We start from the raw sequence: 18,895 nt of genomic DNA, 5'->3' as shown, positions 1-18,895 counted from the left end.
CGAGGTGGATAAAATCCTAACCGAACTAGACATAAAGATAATCAGAGTTCTTCAAAACGGCCTGCCTCTGGTTAGCCGTCCCTTTCAGGCAATGGCGGAAAAATTGGAGATGACCGAGGATGAGCTTATCGATAAAGTAAAAAGTTTTATTAACGACGGGATAATCAGACGTTTTGGAGCGACAGTGCGGCATTTTGATCTCGGTTTCGTGGCGAACGCCATGGTGGTATGGGATGTGCCGGAAGAGAAGGTGTCTGAAACGGGACGGATAATGGCCGGGTTTGAAGAAGTTACGCACTGCTACCGGCGTCCGCGGCGTCCTGGTTGGCCTTATAACCTTTTTACGGTTGTCCATGGGCAAAGCCGGGAATACTGTGATGAAATCGCAAAAAGGCTGTCCCGGGCCACCGGGATAACTAACTATTCCCTGCTGTACAGCACCGCTGAGCTTAAAAAAAGCAGCATGCGTTATTTTGAATAGAAAAGAGGTCAGAATCAGGTGACCAGGAATTACACCAGGTCGGTTGAGCTTTTTGAGAAAGCGAAAAAAGTTATCCCCGGCGGTGTCAACAGTCCGGTGCGCGCCTTCAAGTCGGTGGATTCAACCCCGCTTTTTATTGAACGGGGTGAGGGACCGTTTGTTTATGACGCTGACGGGAACGAATACGTCGACTACGTGTGCTCATGGGGGCCACTGATCCTGGGGCACCGTCACCCGCGGGTGGTTGAGGCGCTGAAGCGCTGCTTGGACGAGACCGGGACCAGTTTTGGGGCGCCGACTGAATTCGAGAATGTCCTGGCCGGCATGATTGTTGACGCCGTGCCGTCCGTGGAAATGGTGCGGCTGGTTAATTCCGGCACCGAAGCCGTCATGAGCGCGCTCCGGCTTGCCAGGGGTTATACGAACAGGAATAAAATCGTCAAGTTTGAGGGGTGTTACCACGGGCACGCCGATTATTTGTTGATTAAAGCCGGCTCCGGGGCGCTGACGCTGGGCGTGCCGACCAGTCCGGGAGTAACGGCCGGTACGGCTGCCGATACTATAAACGCGGAATACAACGACTTGACTTATCTGGATGAGTTATTTAGAAAACAAGGTGAAGATATCGCGGCGGTGATAGTGGAACCGGTCGCGGGGAATATGGGTGTCGTTCCGCCCGCCGCGGGTTTTCTGGAGGGGCTGCGCCGATTGACCCGGGAATACGGCAGCCTGTTGATTTTTGACGAAGTGATGACCGGTTTTCGTGTGGCTTACGGCGGGGCGCAGCAGCTTTACGGGGTGACCCCGGACTTAACCTGTCTCGGTAAAGTGATTGGAGGCGGCCTTCCAGTGGGCGCTTACGGCGGCAGCGTCAAAATTATGGAGCAGGTGTCACCTGCGGGGCCGGTATACCAAGCCGGAACATTGTCGGGAAACCCCCTGGCGGTGACGGCGGGCATCGCTACTCTAAAAATGTTAAACCAACCGGGTGTTTATGAAAGTCTTGAAGAAAAGTCGGCAAAACTGGCCGGCCGGCTGACTGACGCAGCCGGAGAAACCGGGGTGGAAGTCAGTTTCAACCGGGTCAGTTCGATGTTATGTGTTTTTTTTACGGGGGCAAAAGTTAAAAATTACGTGAACGCATGTTTATCAAATACTCAACGTTATACCGCTTTCTTTAAATCCATGCTGGAGCAGGGAATTTACCTGGCCCCTTCCCAGTTTGAGGCAGCGTTTATCTCCCTGGCGCACAGCGACAAGGAATTGGAAAAAACGGCGGAAGCGGCGCGGAGCGCTTTCCGGGCGGCAATGGCAGTTACCGCAGCTACAGTTTAACGGCAGGTATTATATTTTAGGTTGAAAAAGGCCGCATGCGTTAAGGTATTCACCACAGCAGGTTACGGCATTCTGCAGTCCGACCTTGCCTATTTCCTTTAAAAAATCACTGATATCAATTTCAGCCGGGATTTTTTTCTCCATAGCAAAATACTTGGGAATAAGGGCGGCGCAGCCCATTTTTCTCTCCTCCCTGCCGATGATTGTGATGTAGAACCGGCAGTCCCCGCAGGTGTTCACCGCTTTTTGTTTGGATTCCGGGATAAAGAGCCGGTGACTTGAATACAGGTAATTTCTCCTGTAGTAATCCGTTGTGTTGGACATTGTCAGCACCCCCATCTGTTCTGGAACATTACGCTGACGCCGGTCAGGGATGTCGCTTTAAAGATCGCTGTTTCACCATGGCGGTCTTTGATTTTATCCAGAGCGCGCGTAATCTTTCTCCTTTTTTCGGTGACGCCGAACAGATCCAACTGCTCTTCTGAATTTTTGATCAGGTGGGAAAGAGTGAGACCAACCATTCTTACCGGCTTCCAGTACGGCCAGTGCCGTTGCAGAAGCACAACGGCAGTGCCGTAAATATCCTCCGACAAGTCAGAAAAATAAGGCATGGACTGAGTCCGGTGCAGGCATTGGAATTCGGTGTCCTTAAGAGTAAGTCCGACGGTTTTGCCGGTATAACCCCCGATACGCACCCGCCTGCCCACTATTTCCGAGAGTTCGTGAATAATCACCTGGATGTTTTCGTGCCCGGCCAGATCTTTGGGAAGAGTAATTTGGTGGCCGGCTGATTTAACCACCTCCAGGTTTGCCGGGTTGACCGGGGAATAGTCCACGCCGTTGGCAGAGTTTTTCAAGATTAACCCGATTAGCCCGAACCGTTTTTTTAAAGTACCGGCCGGATAGTTTGCCAGATCTCCAATTGAATGTATATTAAGGAGCCATAGGTTTTTTTCCATCCGGTGCCCTACACCAAAGAGCTCTTTTACCGGCAGGGGCCAGAACACCCGGGGAACGTCCTGAAAATTCACTTTGGTAATGCCCAGCGGTTTTTTAATTTCCGCCGCCATTTTACTTATTATCTTGTTTGGACCGATCCCGACGGAGGTGGGTATGCCTGTTTCTTCCAAAATATTTTTTTGGAGACGGGAAGCTATTTCTTCTGAAGAATCTGTTTTATGGAGACGTTCCGTGCCGGTCAAATCAACCCAGCTTTCGTCGATGCTGAATGGCTCCACCAGGGGGGAATACCGGCGTTTGATCCTGAGAATCCGCGCCGAAAAGTCAACGTACAGGCTGTGCTGCGGGGAAACAATCACACCTTCGTTCCCCAGTTTCTCGCGGGCCTCCCGTACCGCCATGCCGGTTTTTATGCCGTATTCACGTTTTGCTATATAGTTCGCTGCCAGACAGATCCCGTGGCGCTTCTTTTCATCCCCGCCGACGACCACAGGAATATCTGCCAGTTCAGGATTTAAAGCGATATGGCAGGAGGCGAAAAAAGAGTTTGCGTCAATTAGGAGAATAGGGCAGTTCAAAACCATCACCCCGCAAACAAGTGTTCGTATTACTATTATATCCAAAACACTTGTTTGTAGCAATGGATAATTATACTACCATTCCCATGCTAGTGATTAGGTTTTAACCACTTGATTTTAATGATATGGTTTTCCAATGGCTTAAATTCAGGGTCACCGGTTAAAAGTATTCCACGGGTGTTTACTGTTGTTGCCGCCGCAAAAGCATCTGCGTATGATAACCGGTATCTGGCTTTAATGTCCCCGGCCATCATAGTAACTTGCTCCTCAGCTTGCATCAGTTTAATAGGCCAGGCTTTGATAATTTCTACAGCTTGTCTGGCTATTTGACGGTTGTATACGCGCTGTAGCCTGTAATAAACCTCACCTAGATTAATCCAACTCATATAAACTGCAATTTGCATATCCCGGACTGATCGTAAAATATCTTCGACATCTTGGGCTGCTGGTTCATCGTTTAGGTAAGACAGGACAGCGTAACTATCTAATACGAATTGTTCCACTTTCAGTCCCGGCCTCTCTTTTTACGTTCAATTTCTAGTTCTTCGGCCCGGATTTCTTTCATGTGCTGGGCTGCTGTTTCACCGCCGTGAAGCATTCCTCTGGCTGAACCTATTGGGTCTTTCGGAATAGGAATGATCGCTATGTGTCCATCTATCTCAGTTATCCTGGCAAGCGAGTTAGGTTTTAGCCCGTATTTTTCCCTGAGAGTGATTGGAATAACTATTTGCCCTTTAGAACTTATTTTATTAATTTCCACTCCTGCACCACCTTAACAAGTTCTACTGATATTATTATTTTATCACAATAATGCATTAAGTAAAACTATATGTTTAAATATAAAACCACCTGCTTTAGCCGGTGGTGTGTTGTTTTATATATGTAAGCCGATAGCTGTTGTCCCGCAGGTCTTTATTCATGTTTTTTGGGCCAGGCCGGTAAGTTCGCTGATTTCGTTGATTCCGTTTTCATGAAGGTAGTTCTCTATCCCCTTGAGCACATCCATGGTTGCCCGGGGGTTGATAAAGTTGGCGGTACCCACTGCTACGGCAGTGGCCCCGGCCAAGAAAAACTCGATTGCGTCTTCAGCTGTGGTAATACCGCCCATGCCGATAATAGGCAGTTTTACCGCCTGGTATACCTGCCAGACCACCCGTACCGCCACCGGTTTAACCGCCGGGCCGGAGAGTCCTCCGAGCACATTTCCCAACACCGGACGTTTCTTTTTTATGTCGATGGCCATCCCTAAAACGGTATTAATCATGGAAAGCGCGTCCGCTCCCGCTTCCGCCACTTTTTCGGCCACTGCCACGATGCTGGTTACATTAGGTGATAGTTTTACAATCACCGGCAAGCCTGTGCTTGCTTTCACCGCGCGGGTGACTTCCGCCGCCATGGCCGGGTCGCTGCCGAACTGCATCCCGCCTTTTTTAACGTTGGGGCAGGAGATGTTGACTTCCAGGCCGGCTACACCGGGGGCGCGGCTGAGCTTACCAGCCAGCAGGGCATAGTCATCCACAGTGTCACCGGCTATGTTAACAATAACCGGCAGGTCATAATTCGCCAGGAAGGGTAGCGCTTCAGAAATAAAACGCTCCACGCCGGGGTTTTGCAGGCCGATGGAATTCAAGATGCCGGCTGGTGTTTCAGCAAGCCTGGGGGTGGGGTTGCCGGTTCTCGGCAGCAGGGTAATCCCTTTTACCACAATGGCGCCCAAGCGGTTTAAGTAAAGGTAAGGCGCGTATTCCGGCCCAAAGCCGAAAGTTCCCGACGCGGTGGTGACCGGATTTTTCATCAAAATACCGCCGACATTCACGGACAGGTTCGGCTTGATTCGGCTCATTCCCATACCACCTCTTTGGCCGGAAAAACCGGGCCTTCCACACAGGCCCGCCGGTATTGCACACCATTTTCCCCACTCCGGGTTTTGCAGGCGCAGGAGAGGCAGGCTCCCACACCGCAGCCCATTCGTTCTTCAAGGGATACTTCACCGGTAATGCCGGCTGTTGTAATAATATCTGTCAAACGTTTAAGCATTCCGTAAGGGCCGCAACCGTAAACCTTTGCATCATCACCGCGCCGGATCGGTCCGCTTTGATTATCGCTCTTCCGTAAATATTCCTCAAATAAACCGGTGACAGTTCCATGGTAACCGGTCGAACCGTCGTCGGTGGAAGGGAAAACCCGGTGGCCAGATTCCTTAATTTCATTCATAAAGAATAATTGTTTTTCTGTGGCCGCTCCCAGAAAAACATCGGCGCTGGTTCCCGAATCAGCTATCTCTTGCAGGAAAAAATAGAGCGGTGCAATGCCGATGCCGCCGGCCACAACGAAAATACGCGCATGCCTTGAAGGTATCGAAAAACCATGACCGAGCGGCCCCAATAGGCTGATGGTGTCACCTCTATTATTTTTCGAAAGAAGGGAGGTTCCTTTTCCGGCAACTCGATAAAAAAGAATAACCTTGCCCTTTTCACGATCCACAGCATGGATGCTGACCGGTCTGCGCAATAACGGGTCCGAAGTATGGCCACAGCGTACATGCACGAATTGCCCCGGTTTCGCCGCTTCAGCAATTTCCGGCGCAAACAAGTATAACCTGAAATGACCCGGCGCAATCTTATCTTGCTTTATAACTTTCGCGTCAGCAACCGGCGACAATTTTTTCCCTCCCATATCGCATATTATTATTTATTTAATGTATTCTTGAAGCGGGACCAGTCTGTTATGCTCCTTTTCCTTTTCTTCAGCGAGAACATCTATAATAGCGCGGGTGGTATCCAGCGATGTCAGGCAGGGAACACCGTATTCAACTGCCGCCCGGCGGATTTGGAAGCCGTCCCGCTCCGGCGCTTTACCTTTGGTCAAGGTGTTGATCACCAGGTTTATTTTATTTGCCCGGATCAAGTCAACAATATGCGGGGAGCCTTCGTGAACTTTCTTCACTTGTTCCACCGGCAAACCGGCTTTTCTGATTAGCTCCGCGGTTCCGGAAGTGGCAAGGATACGGTAGCCCAAGTCTTCCAGGCTCCGGATGACCGGCAGGGCTTCTTCTTTATCCCGGTCGGCTATAGTGACCAGGACGGTTCCCTCTTTAGGAAACATACTCCCGGCTGCGACCATTGCCTTAAATAGAGCTACTTTAAAGTCGCGGTCAACGCCCATGACCTCTCCGGTTGATTTCATTTCCGGACCTAATGAAATATCCACCTGGAGCAGCTTTGCAAAGGAGAAAACAGGAGCTTTTACACCGATAACGTCACCTTCAGGATAGAGCCCGGAGTGGTAGCCCATTTCCTTTAAAGTACTGCCCATAATAATTTTTGTAGCCAGGTTAACCATCGGGATGCCGGTAATCTTGCTCAGATATGGCACGGTACGGCTGGACCGGGGGTTGACCTCAAGTACATAAATTCCATCGTCATGCAGCACGTACTGAATATTTATAAGACCTTTAACGTTTAAAGCCCGGGCCAGTCTGATGGTATAATCGACAACTTGTTCTTTTATCTTTGGACTTAGTGTTTGTGGTGGATAAACCGCGGTGCTGTCACCGGAATGAACACCCGCCCGCTCAATATGCTCCATGATTCCCGGAATCATAATGTCCACTCCGTCAGAAATGGCGTCAACCTCAAGCTCCTTGCCGAAGAGGTACTTATCCACCAGCACAGGGTGTTCAGGTGTTATTTTTACCGCAGTGGCCATGTAATTCAATAAATCGTCATTATTATAGACAATCTCCATGGCCCGGCCGCCAAGGACATAAGAGGGACGCACCAGCACCGGGAACCCAATCTCGGAAGCGATTATGACCGCTTCATCCACCGAAAAAGCAGTACGGCCTGGCGGTTTAGGTATACCCAACTCAATAAGCAGGCTGTCAAACCGTTCGCGGTCTTCAGCCCGGTCAATATCTTCCACGGTAGTTCCCAATATCCTGATGCCGGCGTTTTCAAGAGGCTTGGCCAGATTTATGGCCGTTTGGCCACCGAACTGCACAATTACTCCCTCGGGTTTTTCCCTGTCCAAGATGTTTAAGATATTCTCAGTGACCAGAGGCTCGAAGTAGAGCCTGTCGGCGGTGTCGAAATCAGTGCTTACTGTTTCGGGGTTATTATTAACAATAATTGCTTCAAATCCTTGCTCACGGAGCGCCCAGACAGAGTGCACAGAGCAGTAGTCAAACTCAATACCCTGTCCGATCCGGATCGGGCCGGAGCCCAGCACCATAACCTTGCGCTGGGATGTGGCCTGGGACTCGTCTTCCTGATCGTATGAAGAATAATAGTAGGGCGTTTCAGCTTCAAACTCGGCGGCGCAGGTATCTACCATTTTAAAAGTGGGCAAAATTCCGTTTTCTTTGCGTCTAGCCCTTATCTCACATTGATCCAGCCCGGTCAGTTTGGCCAGGTGGGCGTCGGAGAAGCCAAATTTCTTGGCTTGTTCTAGCAGGGCAGGGGATATGCCCTCTTCAGCGGTGCGACAAATTTCATTTTCAAGCTGCAGGATACCCTGGATTTTATCAAGAAAAAAGCGGTCTATTTTGGTAATATCATGTACCCGCTCAATGGTCAAGCCCCGGCGCAAAGCTTCGGCGACAAGAAAAAGACGTTCATCTTCCGCGCAGGCCAGTTTGGCTTCAAGCTCCTCCGAACTTAATAATTCCGCTCCAGGCAGTTTCAAATAGTCCAACCCGATTTCCAAAGAGCGGACAGCCTTTAACAGCGCGCCTTCGAAGGTGCGGTTGATCGCCATTACCTCTCCGGTGGCTTTCATCTGAGTGCCCAATTCACGGTCGGCCAGGGCGAACTTGTCAAACGGCCAGCGGGGGTATTTAATAACCACATAGTCCAATGCCGGTTCAAAACAAGCATAGGTCTTACCGGTAACCGCGTTTTTAATCTCGTCCAGGGTCAAGCCCATGGCAATTTTAGCCGCCACTTTGGCTATCGGGTAACCGGTGGCCTTGGAGGCCAGGGCGGAAGAACGGGAAACCCTGGGGTTGACTTCGATCACGTAATATTGAAAACTGGCGGGGTCCAGGGCAAATTGCACATTACAACCACCTTCTATACCAAGAGCGCGAATAATCTTCAGGGACGCTGTTCTTAATAGCTGATATTCTTTATCGCTCAAGGTTTGCGAAGGAGCCACCACGATGCTGTCCCCGGTGTGGATTCCCATCGGATCTATGTTTTCCATATTGCAGATGGTAATGCAGTTATTGGCGCTGTCCCGCATTACCTCGTACTCCAATTCCTTCCAGCCCACCACGCAGCGCTCGATCAACACCTGGTCAATGATGCTGTATTTTAAACCTCTGGTTGTGATGTTGCGCAACTCATCCATTGTGTAAGCGATGCCCCCGCCGGTGCCGCCGAGGGTGTAGGCCGGGCGCACGATTAAGGGCAGCCCGATTTCGCGGGCAAAGTTCTCGGCTTCTTCCAGTGTTGAAACAATTATGCTTTCGGGAATAGGCTCCCCGATTGTCTGCATCATTTCCTTAAATAATTCCCGGTCTTCGGCGCGCTTAATCGCCTCTAAAGAGGTACCCAGAAGCTGTACTCCTTCCCTGGCCAGAATACCGGATTCCGCAAGTTGCAAGGCCAGGTTCAGACCTACCTGCCCGCCCAGGGTGGGGAGCAGGCCGTCCGGTTTTTCCTGCCGGATTACTCTGGCGACAAATTCCGGTGTCAAGGGCTCGATATACACCCGGTCGGCCATGTTGGCGTCTGTCATAATCGTGGCTGGATTGGAGTTTACCAAAACCACTTCCAGGCCTTCATCCCGCAAGGAACGGCAGGCTTGGGTGCCGGCGTAGTCAAATTCGGCTGCTTGGCCGATAATAATGGGGCCGGAGCCGATAACCATTACTTTATTGATACCTTTTTTTAGCGGCATGCTACCTCCCCCCCTTATCCATCATAGCCATGAACTGTTCGAAAATGTATTCGGAGTCTCTCGGACCGGGTGAGGCTTCGGGGTGGTATTGCACGGAAAAGACCGGCAGGTATTTGTGCTTCAGACCTTCCACCGTGCCGTCGTTCAAGTTGCGGTGGGAGACGACAATGTCCAGCCCTTTCATTGATTCCTCATCAACTGAGAATCCATGATTATGCGAGGAAATATAAACCCGTCCGGTTTCCAGATCCTTTACCGGGTGATTGGCTCCCCGGTGGCCGAACTTCATTTTATAGGTCTTGGCGCCCAAGGCCAGACCAAGAATCTGGTGGCCAAGACAAATACCAAAAACGGGAAGTTTGCCGATTAATGAACGAACCGTTTCAATCGCATAAGGCACGTCGGTAGGGTCGCCAGGACCGTTAGAGAGCATAACCCCAGCCGGGTGCAAGGCAAGAATGTCATTGGCTGTCGTGTTCGGGGGCACAACTACCACTTCACAATTGCGTTCCTGAAGACAGCGAATAATATTTAGTTTAGCGCCGAAATCCATCAAGACAACACGGTGACCGTCACCAGGCAATGTGTAAACTTCAGTGGTGGCCACAGTAGGGACCAGATCTTGCCCGGTAAGGTGTGGACAATTGCGCGCCTGTTCCACAAGCGACTGTATATCGGCGGCGCTGGTGCTGATGATGCCGCGCATGGTTCCGAAACTGCGGAGTCGTCTGGTTAGGGCACGGGTATCAATGCCGGCCAGGCCGATCACGTTTTCTCTCTTTAAAAAAGTGTCAATGATTTCGGAAAGTCTCCAATTGCTGGGCCGATTGCACTCCTCCCGCGCAACGAAGCCGCGGACGTACGACTTTTTTGACTCGAAGTCCTCTTTCATGATGCCGTAGTTACCGATTAATGGGTAGGTCATCACAACGATTTGGCCACAGTATGAAGGGTCGGTGAGAACCTCCTGGTAACCGGTCATCCCGGTATTGAAAACCACTTCACCCCATCTTTCACCTGTTGCGCCAAAAGCTTCGCCGGTAAAAACGGTGCCGTCTTCCAGGGCTAGTACTGCTCGCATAATAACACCTCCGCAATATTTGGGAAATCTATTTAAAAGAAAGATTATTTATAATCATAATAAAATACCTTCACGCATTACTACGCGTCCTCCAACTATCGTCATATATGGCATGCCCTTTAATTGCCGCCCGGTGAAAGGAGTGTTCCGGCCTTTACTGGCAAACTGCTCCGGGTCAACTGTCCATGAAGTCGCCGGGTCAATAATTGTTATGTCAGCGTCAGCGCAGGTCTTTAGTGTACCCTTGGAGATCCCCAACACCGAGGCCGGATTTATGGTCAGCTTTGAAATGGCCTGCAATGGAGTAAGCACACCGTTGGCGACCAGTTCGGTCCAGACCAGGCCAACCGCTGTTTCCAGGCCTACAAGACCAAATGGGGCGAGTTCATATTCTACATCTTTTTCCTCAATGGTGTGCGGGGCATGGTCGGTAGCAATAACGTCAATAGTGCCGTCGGCCAATCCATCCTTTACCGCGGCCACATCGGCGGCAGTGCGCAATGGCGGGTTAACCTTAGTGGACGTATCGTAACCAGCTACTGCCCCGTCATTCAGGCTGAAGTGGTGAGGCGTGACTTCGGCGGTAACTTTGACGCCTCTGGCTTTAGCTTCGCGTACCAGTTGGACGGAACCGGCAGTGCTGACGTGAGCGATGTGCAAGCGGCAACCGGTTTCTTCGGCCAGAAGAATATCTCTGGCCACCATCACTTCTTCCGCGGAAGACGGTATTCCCTTCAAACCAAGTACGGTGGACATGTATCCCTCGTGCATTGCTCCGCCGGCGGAAAGATTCTTATCTTCACTGTGGGATATTATAGTCAGGCCGAGCATCCGGGCATACTGCATGGCCCTGCGCATTAAGCCGGCGTTCATCACGGGCATCCCGTCATCGGAAAAAGCCACCGCTCCGGCTTCCTTCATATCACCCATTTCAGCCAGTTCCTCACCTTTGCTTCCCCTGGAGATAGCTCCTATAGGATAAACATTTGAGGTTCCCTTTACAAAGGCGGTGTTTTTTATATGTGAAATTATAGCGGCGTTGTCGGCCACGGGGTTGGTGTTGGGCATGCAGGCCACAGTAGTAAAGCCGCCACGCGCCGCGGCGCGGGTGCCGCTGAAAATGGTTTCTTTGGCTTCAAATCCAGGCTCGCGCAAGTGCACATGCATATCGATTAAACCCGGCGCCACCAGCTTACCGCTGACATCTAACACTTCAGCGCTACCGGCGTTTAAATTTACCCCTATTTTAGCAATTTTGCCGTCAGCGAGCAGAATATCCTTCTCGACAACTTTTCCGGTGCCCGGGTCGATCACTGTTCCGCCTTTAATGAGCAATCTCATGCTGGTTACCACCTCCGGTCAGCAGGTAAAGCAATGCCATGCGCACCGCTACTCCGTTAGTTACTTGTTCATTTATTACAGACTGAACTCCATCCGCCACCTCCGGGGCAATTTCCACACCCCGGTTCATCGGACCCGGGTGCATTACCAACGCGTCCGGCGCGGCTAGTTTAAGACGTTCAGTATTTATCCCAAAAAGCTGGCTGTATTCGCGCAGCCCGGGGAATAATCCCTGTTGCTGCCTTTCCGTTTGAATCCGGAGAATGTTGATTACGTCAGCATCTGCGATGGCTTCCTCAATACTGGCGTAAATCATTGCACCAGTTTTTTCAATTCCCTGGGGGAGAAGTGTGGCCGGTCCTGACAACCTTACCTCGGCGCCCATTTTGGTAAAACCCCAGATATCAGAGCGGGCTACCCGGCTGTGTAAAATATCTCCGATGATTGCTATCTTCAGCCCTTCCAAACGGCCTTTTTTCTCTCTCACGGTAAACAGATCCAATAAAGCCTGGGAAGGGTGCTCATGGGCGCCGTCTCCGGCATTAATAACCGGGGCGTTAATAGTTCGGGCCAATAATTCAGCCGCACCTGCCATCGGATGCCGAAGCACTACCAAATCCGCACCCATGGCGGCGATAGTACGGGCAGTATCCTTTAATCCTTCCCCCTTGCTAACACTGCTTGTTCCCGCGGCAATATTAACTGTATCTGCACTTAAGTACTTGGCTGCCAGCTCAAAGGAAACCCTGGTGCGAGTGCTGGCTTCATAGAATACAGTTACTACTGAACGACCCCGCAAGGTAGGTACCTTTTTAATTTGCCTTTTAATTATCTCCTTCATTGGCGTGGCAGTATCCAATATCAGTTTTATTTCTTCGGCCGGGACAAACTGCAGGCCAACTAAATCTTTGCCACTAAGTCCCATCTATTTACCCTCCAAGCTCAAAAATAAAGACCCCTGTCTGGTTAATTACCGGGCTGGGGCCTTAAAGGGAAGATTTCCGGAACCTGTTCCCTTTCCGGCCTCGCAGGACCGTACTTTGTTAGGATGGAGCCGGATTAAGTCGTCAAATTCCGGTTGCCGGCCGGTGTCTCTTTTGACGACCCGAATTTTTACTTAGCCATGGGGTTCGAATATTATCACTCTGTCCTCACCGTCTATTTCTGTCAAACGTACTAATACTGATTCTTTGCTTGAAGTCGGTACATTTTTACCGATATAATCAGATCTGATAGGTAACTCACGGTGGCCTCTGTCAACAAGAACAGCTAATTGAATTACTTTAGGTCGTCCCAGATCTATTATTGCGTCAAGGGCCGCTCTTATTGTGCGGCCTGTATAGATGACGTCATCCACCAGGATCACTTTTTTACCGGAGACAGGGAAGGGTATCTCTGTTGATCTGACCAAGGGATGATGAGCTAAAGTTGTCAGGTCATCACGGTAAAGAGTAATATCCAGAATACCTACCGGTGTTGTACACCCTTCGATCTCCTTGATCCGTTCAGCAAGACGTTCTGCCAGGGGAGCGCCTCTGCGGCGGATACCAATCAAAGCCAGATTTTCTATGCCTTTATTTCGCTCAATTATTTCATGGGCGATGCGGGTTAAAGAGCGACGAATCCCTTCTTTATCCAGGATTTGCGCTTTCTCTTTAATCATGCGAAACCTCCGTGGTTTTTCAGTGAACAATTACGTATGCCGGGAGTTTAACCAAAATAAAAAACCTGCTCACCACCGGTAAGCAGGCATAGTTGGCCTCGTTAACCATTTCTATGAATCCTTACCGGTCTCACGGGACCGATTTCAAGGTACTTATCCTTAATTAGTTTATAGAAAATAGAAGAACGTGTCAATAGATAATTTATTTAGCTATACGTCTATTTGTAGAAACAGACATTGCGCCATCCTTATCCAACTCTGCTTTGACATTGTTCTGTATAGAAGTGAAGTTGAGCTGGCGATCGCCAATTTGAATACGCACACCTTCATTGACTTTATTAATAAAAACTTTTCTTTTCTCACCTGTCCTGATTACCGTTTTAGCGCCCAATTCAGAACCCGCTTCGTTAATAATAACATCTCCGTTAGCTAATATTTCACCGCCGCGGAACACTCCAGCTATGTTCACGTTACCCCCGGCGCGGATAGTGGTATTGATACAGCCGCGGCCACTTACTTTCACATCACCGGAGGCTTCGATTTTGCTGTTCACTGCATACGCAAAAGAGATGTCGGCTTTGTTCCTGGCCATATTCTCTATTAATTTATGCGCTTCGTCCATTTTCAGGAGGATGCTGCGCAAACAATCTAGCGATTCTAATTTTAACAGATTTAATCCCCGGAGATACCTGCCGATATCCACCATTAGTTCTGTTATTTCATGGGGTAGACTAAATGAGTTCTCACCGGCAAATTTAATTAACTCATTAATTAGATTGGGAACGCGGGAGTATTTCTTATCAATTAAAACTTGGATTAATTGACCGGTTTTTACATCCTTTAATTGTGGATGATTGGCCAGCCCGGGAACCAGCTTGGCGATTTCAGACAAATCTGACTGAATGGGGTCAAGCATTCTGAAAAAATCTTTGTAAAATGATTTATTGCTCCCGGCTATCAGGTTGCTCCCGGTTATATTTTGTTTGACATTAACCCCTCCCTGGGCTGTGATATTAGCCTCAAAAACCATACCGTGAATGTCGACTTTTTCCGACGCCTGTACTGACATACCCTCACAGACAGTGCCCTGTACTACAACGCTGCCTTTAAAACGAATATTTCCGGATGAAATGTCAACGTCGCCTTTTTTTTGCAGCACCGGGTCTACATCAATTGCATACTTGTTGCCAATCTTCTTCATAACAGGACTACCACTAATCTTAGCTATTACTTTACTACCGTCAGATGAAACTTCCGCCCCTTTACCGGCGGTCAATTCACAAACAATAGGTTGGGCGGGGGCAATAATATCACCTGTCACTTTTTTTCCCGGAGTGCCCTGAACTCCCGGGTGTTTCACCGCTAGCAGCGTACCCGGATCAACCGACAGTATTTCAACCATATCGCGAAAATTAACTTTCTTGTCATCATCTTTAACCTTTTCATCGTCTGATTTTTTTTTGACGGTTAGTTCAACCTGTTCGTCAATTGTATTTCCGGGAGGATCCCCTTCGGCTATAACATACTGTCCACTTTCCGGTTTTGCCAGTATATCTTGGATAACGTCGTGTTTTATACCGTAGTTAATATTTTTTTTCGCTAACTCCTGCATTATATCAGCCAAGGTAAAGGGACAGGCATCTTCAAGGTTACTTGATAATTCTAACACCAAGTTACTTTCAGGATCACTGTCCTGCGCATATTGACGGTTAATAATACTTGTCTTCATTTCAAGCACGGCCGACAATCCGCCGGAGGTCAACTTTACCTGATAGGTTCCTTTCTTCTCTTCTTCTTCACTTGTTACAGCTTTTAATTCAATAATATCTTTTTCACTAACGGTAGTTTTTTCTTCAATTTTTATTCCGTTTATCAAGAGTTCTATGCCGTTGCATGGAGTGATCGTAGGGAAGTTACCGTTTTCACCTGGGTTCTTTACGAATATCTTTCCATCTTTAACCCAAACTTTACCTAGGTTATTTTTATCCCTATTGTTTTGGCCGGTATCAGATTCCATGGATAATCCCCCTTACGGCGTTACTTTATTTGTGATATAATGCATTTAGTCAGAAAATAGAATCCTTTCAGATTATAGGTAATTATAACATACAATTGATAAACATGTAAGATGCAAATAACATCTTAGCCAAATTATGCTTGACCAACCATTAAAAGTATTATCTAATATAACAAACAAATCGTATTATTAATATTAGAGGGTGGGACTATGTCATTAATTAAAAATCCGCTGATTATCGCTCTTGATGTTGATACAATTGAGGAAGCATCGGTTCTGGTAGATAAGTTAAGTCCTTACGCCGGGGCTTTTAAAGTAGGCATGCAGCTTTATAATTATGAAGGTCCGGAAGTAATTCGCATTCTAAAAGAAAAAAACGTCGCAATTTTTATTGACCTGAAGCTGCACGATATCCCGAACACTGTTGCAGGTGCCGCCCGCGTGCTCACCAGGCACGGGGTCTCGATTCTCAATGTGCATGCGGCCGGAGGCAAAACAATGATGAGGGAAGCCGTCAAAGCCGCGCGGGATGAAGCTGCTAAAACCGGAATAGACTGTCCTTTAATTGTCGCCGTCACTGTGCTTACAAGCATCGATCAGGAAGTATTTAACAATGAGGTGGGTATTAACGGTTCAATCCAGGAGCGTGTAGTTTTATGGGCAAGGATGGCTAGGGAAGCCGGTTTGGACGGTGTGGTCGCTTCGCCTCATGAGATCGCCGCTATAAGAAAAGCGTGCGGGAATGATTTTGTCATTATTACACCCGGCGTACGTCCGGCGGGCGTAATCGCAAACGACCAGAAAAGGATAATGACTCCTGGCGAAGCTATGCGGCAAGGCGCTACTTACCTGGTGGTAGGCAGGCCGGTTACGGCGTCTCCCGATCCGGCGCAAGCGGCTAGGGCTATCCTGGAGGAGATAAAATAGAAAAAACAGGAGTCAGAATTCTGAGTACTTAAGTGAAGAGGTGTATCATGCTTACAATGGATGAAGTTCAGTCAATATTTCTAGAAACCGGAGCGATGCTCAACGGTCATTTCCGGTTGACATCAGGCCGTCACAGCGACAGGTATTTTCAGTGCGCTATGGTTTTGCAACATCCCGGTCATACTGAATCTCTTTGCCGTGAATTGGCCGGGCGGTTTGCCGGCGAGAAGATTTCCGCAGTTGTCGGTCCGGCTATGGGCGGTATCATTGTGTCCTACGAGGTGGCCCGGGCACTCGGAGTCCGCAGTATGTTTGCCGAACGGGAAAACGGCGTCATGAAACTAAGGAGAGGTTTTTATATTAATCCCGGTGAAAAGGTGCTGGTGGTGGAGGACGTGATTACTACCGGCGGTTCGGTGCTTGAAGTCATTGAAGTTGTCCGGAAGTCAGGTGGCGAGGTAGTTGGCGCCGGGGTGCTGGTTGACCGGAGCAATGGAAAAGTGGACTTGGGTGTAACGACTGAAGCGCTCCTGGTTACGGAGGTATTATCCTGCCCGCCGGAAGAATGCCCGTTGTGCAAGAAAGGGATCGAAGTAGTAAAACCAGGCAGTAGAAATATTTAATTAATCTCTAATCAATCTTTTCTTTTATCTTCGATAATGAGCCTCGTTGCCAGATCCTCATCAGGTACGCCCATTATCGTTTTTTGTTGCTCATATATAACCATCCCCGGCCGCGCGTTATTAGGTTTGCTGACATGTTTTATTTTTGTGTAGTCAACAGGAACACTCTTTGATTCCCGCGCTTTACTGAAATATGCCGCCAGACTTGCTGCTTCCGCCAATGTTGCTTGAGGTACTTCCTTGCCCTCTGTTCTGATAATCACATGAGCGCCGGGAATGTCTTTCGCGTGCAGCCACAAGTCATTTTCCTGCGCCAACTTCAAGGTTAATAAATCATTTTGTTTATTATTTTTTCCCGCAAACAACTGAAAACCGTCTGAAGAACGGAAAGATAAAAATACTGGTTTATGTTTATGTTTATCTTTTGTTTTTTTTCTTATGGATGATTTTTGCAGAGGTTGTTTGATAAATCCCTGTTCGATTAGTTCCTGTCTAATTTCTTCTAAACCGGATATTTCAACAGTTTGCTCCAGGGCTGTTTTGATTCCTTCCACATAATCAAGTATTTCACGAGTCCGTATAATCTGGGTCTTTAACGCCATGTGTGTATTTTTGGCTTTCAAATATTGTTTAAAGTATGACTGAGCATTCTCAGACGGAAAGCGGTGCGGATTCAGGGGTATGGTTACAACCTGAGGCCCATTTCCATAGTAGTTTTCTAAAGATACTTCAGTGAGCCCTTTTTCCAACCGGTAAATGTTAGCGGTGAGCAATTCTCCGTATAGTTTCAGTTTGCCTGCCCCAGCGGTTTCGTCCAGGCCTTTCACATATAGATCCAACTTTTTCCCCAACTTATTTATTTCTTTATTAAGCAAGCTTAAGAGAATGTTTTTTTCTTTCTTGAGCCGGTCATTTTTTGTATATTCCATAAAGAAAAGGTCTAAAAGGAAGTTCATCTCACCGTTTATTCTCTTTAACCCGGTATGCGTCAGATTAATTGCGGCAAAATCCTGAAATTTGCCTTTTGGACTGCATGTAAGGCATGGCTCGAAACAGCCTTCACCGGCTGGTAGAATAAATTCTTGTAATGCTCTCCACAGCGACCTGAGTTCATAATCGCCACACTGATCCAGAATAATGTCCGGCGATAAATTGGCCCGAAAAACAATTTCCCGGCAAGTGACGGTACTCATACCCCCGAGGCACTTTTGCAGCAGAGCCGGAAGGGGGGTATCCAGCGGCGATTTAAGACTGGTAAGGCGGAACAGCTCTTCGTCAACCGTAAAAGGGTTTAATTTTTTCTGGGGCGGCGGAGATAGATACGGGCGTCCAGGTAATACTTCTCTGTATCTGCTGACACTGTGAGAATAACGTTTAATACCGTCAACGATAAAATTATTGATGGGATCTACCAGGATGATATTGCTATGCTTGCCCATGGTTTCACAGATCAGGTGCTTGGGTGAAGGATTGCCGAACTCGTCTCTTGACTCTATCTTCATTATAAATACACGTTCCAATTCAGGTTGTGTAAAGCTGATAATGCGCCCACCCTCCAGGTATTTACGCAAAACCATGCAAAAAAGAGGAGGGGTGGCGGGATTTTCCCCGGCTGAAGTAGTTATGTGAACCCGTGCGTTTTTTGCATTGGCCGAAAGAAGTAAACGTCCCCTGAATCCTGGCCGGTGCACTAATAGGATTATCTCATCTTTACTTGGCTGGTAAACTCTTTCGATTCGCCCGCCCACCAGCTTTTCCTTTAGTTCTCTTGTCACTGCCGCTAGTACAAGGCCGTCAAAAGGCATGCTATATCCCCTCAATACAACTCGTTGCCATTAACATCTTTTTTATTTTATAACAAAAGCAGTGTCTTGGAAAATATTTAGTTTGACAGCTATTCGGCATAAGAGGTTAAAACGGTATTTTTCTAAACTGAAATGAATATGTTTAGGAATAATCAGGAAAAAGGACAAGGGGTGGTTGTT

At 48.4% G+C, this 18,895-nt stretch carries 17 protein-coding genes; 4 read left to right on the top strand and 13 right to left on the bottom strand.

All coding sequences use genetic code 11. From position 1 onward, the window contains the following. The first annotated feature begins 13 nt into the window (after window positions 1–13). Together ahbB and hemL are read left to right on the top strand one after the other, a co-directional pair. Window positions 14–481 (top strand): siroheme decarboxylase subunit beta, encoded by a 468-nt coding sequence (gene ahbB, locus L7E55_RS06675; RefSeq protein ID WP_277443374.1) that lies wholly within the window; start codon window positions 14–16, stop codon window positions 479–481. Between the two features lie 18 nt (window positions 482–499). Beyond that, window positions 500–1,816: a glutamate-1-semialdehyde 2,1-aminomutase gene (gene hemL, locus L7E55_RS06670; RefSeq protein WP_277443327.1), complete on the top strand. Its 1,317-nt coding sequence runs from the start codon at window positions 500–502 to the stop codon at window positions 1,814–1,816. Window positions 1,817–1,825: 9 nt separating this feature from the next. Here the strand turns inward: hemL and L7E55_RS06665 are convergent, their stop codons facing one another. From L7E55_RS06665 to L7E55_RS06610, 12 genes are all read right to left on the bottom strand, one after another. After that, on the bottom strand, window positions 1,826–2,140 hold the full coding sequence (locus L7E55_RS06665) for a hypothetical protein (RefSeq protein WP_277443326.1): 315 nt from the start codon (window positions 2,138–2,140) through the stop codon (window positions 1,826–1,828). 2 nt (window positions 2,141–2,142) lie between these two features. Then, window positions 2,143–3,354, bottom strand: a complete 1,212-nt coding sequence (locus tag L7E55_RS06660) for a DNA polymerase IV (RefSeq protein ID WP_277443325.1) — start codon at window positions 3,352–3,354, stop codon at window positions 2,143–2,145. 89 nt (window positions 3,355–3,443) lie between these two features. Continuing rightward, a complete protein-coding gene (locus L7E55_RS06655; protein WP_277443324.1) occupies window positions 3,444–3,857 on the bottom strand; it encodes a type II toxin-antitoxin system VapC family toxin in 414 nt (137 codons plus the stop codon). Window positions 3,858–3,859: 2 nt separating this feature from the next. Continuing rightward, window positions 3,860–4,114 (bottom strand): AbrB/MazE/SpoVT family DNA-binding domain-containing protein, encoded by a 255-nt coding sequence (locus tag L7E55_RS06650; protein WP_277443323.1) that lies wholly within the window; start codon window positions 4,112–4,114, stop codon window positions 3,860–3,862. A gap of 156 nt (window positions 4,115–4,270) precedes the next feature. Beyond that, window positions 4,271–5,197 carry a dihydroorotate dehydrogenase gene (locus tag L7E55_RS06645; protein ID WP_277443322.1) on the bottom strand — a complete coding sequence of 309 codons (927 nt, stop codon included), beginning with the start codon at window positions 5,195–5,197 and terminating at the stop codon, window positions 4,271–4,273. Continuing rightward, window positions 5,194–6,015: a dihydroorotate dehydrogenase electron transfer subunit gene (locus L7E55_RS06640; protein WP_277443321.1), complete on the bottom strand. Its 822-nt coding sequence runs from the start codon at window positions 6,013–6,015 to the stop codon at window positions 5,194–5,196. The genes L7E55_RS06645 and L7E55_RS06640 overlap by 4 nt, the downstream gene beginning before the upstream one ends. Before the next feature lie 30 nt (window positions 6,016–6,045). After that, complete coding sequence (carB, locus tag L7E55_RS06635) at window positions 6,046–9,258, bottom strand: carbamoyl-phosphate synthase large subunit (RefSeq protein WP_277443320.1); 3,213 nt, start codon at window positions 9,256–9,258, stop codon at window positions 6,046–6,048. A 1-nt stretch (window position 9,259) separates the two neighbouring features. Beyond that, the gene (gene carA / locus L7E55_RS06630) at window positions 9,260–10,339 is read right to left on the bottom strand and encodes a glutamine-hydrolyzing carbamoyl-phosphate synthase small subunit (RefSeq protein WP_277443319.1); all 1,080 of its coding nucleotides are present in this window, start codon (window positions 10,337–10,339) and stop codon (window positions 9,260–9,262) included. Between the two features lie 54 nt (window positions 10,340–10,393). After that, window positions 10,394–11,680, bottom strand: a complete 1,287-nt coding sequence (locus tag L7E55_RS06625) for a dihydroorotase (RefSeq protein ID WP_277443318.1) — start codon at window positions 11,678–11,680, stop codon at window positions 10,394–10,396. Next, window positions 11,664–12,605, bottom strand: coding sequence for an aspartate carbamoyltransferase catalytic subunit (locus L7E55_RS06620; RefSeq protein ID WP_277443316.1), 942 nt, complete (start codon window positions 12,603–12,605; stop codon window positions 11,664–11,666). Before L7E55_RS06620 ends, L7E55_RS06625 begins: the two co-directional genes overlap by 17 nt. A gap of 192 nt (window positions 12,606–12,797) precedes the next feature. Further along, the gene (pyrR, locus tag L7E55_RS06615; protein ID WP_277443315.1) at window positions 12,798–13,343 is read right to left on the bottom strand and encodes a bifunctional pyr operon transcriptional regulator/uracil phosphoribosyltransferase PyrR; all 546 of its coding nucleotides are present in this window, start codon (window positions 13,341–13,343) and stop codon (window positions 12,798–12,800) included. 202 nt (window positions 13,344–13,545) lie between these two features. After that, window positions 13,546–15,360, bottom strand: a complete 1,815-nt coding sequence (locus L7E55_RS06610; protein ID WP_277443314.1) for a DUF342 domain-containing protein — start codon at window positions 15,358–15,360, stop codon at window positions 13,546–13,548. A gap of 210 nt (window positions 15,361–15,570) precedes the next feature. Between L7E55_RS06610 and pyrF the strand changes: the two genes are divergently transcribed. Both pyrF and pyrE read left to right on the top strand, forming a co-directional pair. Next, window positions 15,571–16,287 carry an orotidine-5'-phosphate decarboxylase gene (gene pyrF / locus L7E55_RS06605; protein ID WP_277443313.1) on the top strand — a complete coding sequence of 239 codons (717 nt, stop codon included), beginning with the start codon at window positions 15,571–15,573 and terminating at the stop codon, window positions 16,285–16,287. Between the two features lie 47 nt (window positions 16,288–16,334). Next, complete coding sequence (gene pyrE / locus L7E55_RS06600; protein ID WP_277443312.1) at window positions 16,335–16,910, top strand: orotate phosphoribosyltransferase; 576 nt, start codon at window positions 16,335–16,337, stop codon at window positions 16,908–16,910. 11 nt (window positions 16,911–16,921) lie between these two features. Here the strand turns inward: pyrE and L7E55_RS06595 are convergent, their stop codons facing one another. Then, window positions 16,922–18,715, bottom strand: coding sequence for an Rqc2 family fibronectin-binding protein (locus L7E55_RS06595; RefSeq protein ID WP_277443311.1), 1,794 nt, complete (start codon window positions 18,713–18,715; stop codon window positions 16,922–16,924). Window positions 18,716–18,895 lie beyond the last annotated feature (180 nt).

The sequence above is a fragment of the Pelotomaculum isophthalicicum JI genome, from assembly GCF_029478095.1.
Taxonomy (GTDB): domain Bacteria; phylum Bacillota; class Desulfotomaculia; order Desulfotomaculales; family Pelotomaculaceae; genus Pelotomaculum_D; species Pelotomaculum_D isophthalicicum.
The sequence above is the reverse complement of the archived record's forward strand: the minus strand, read 5'-3'. Positions and strand labels throughout refer to the sequence as shown.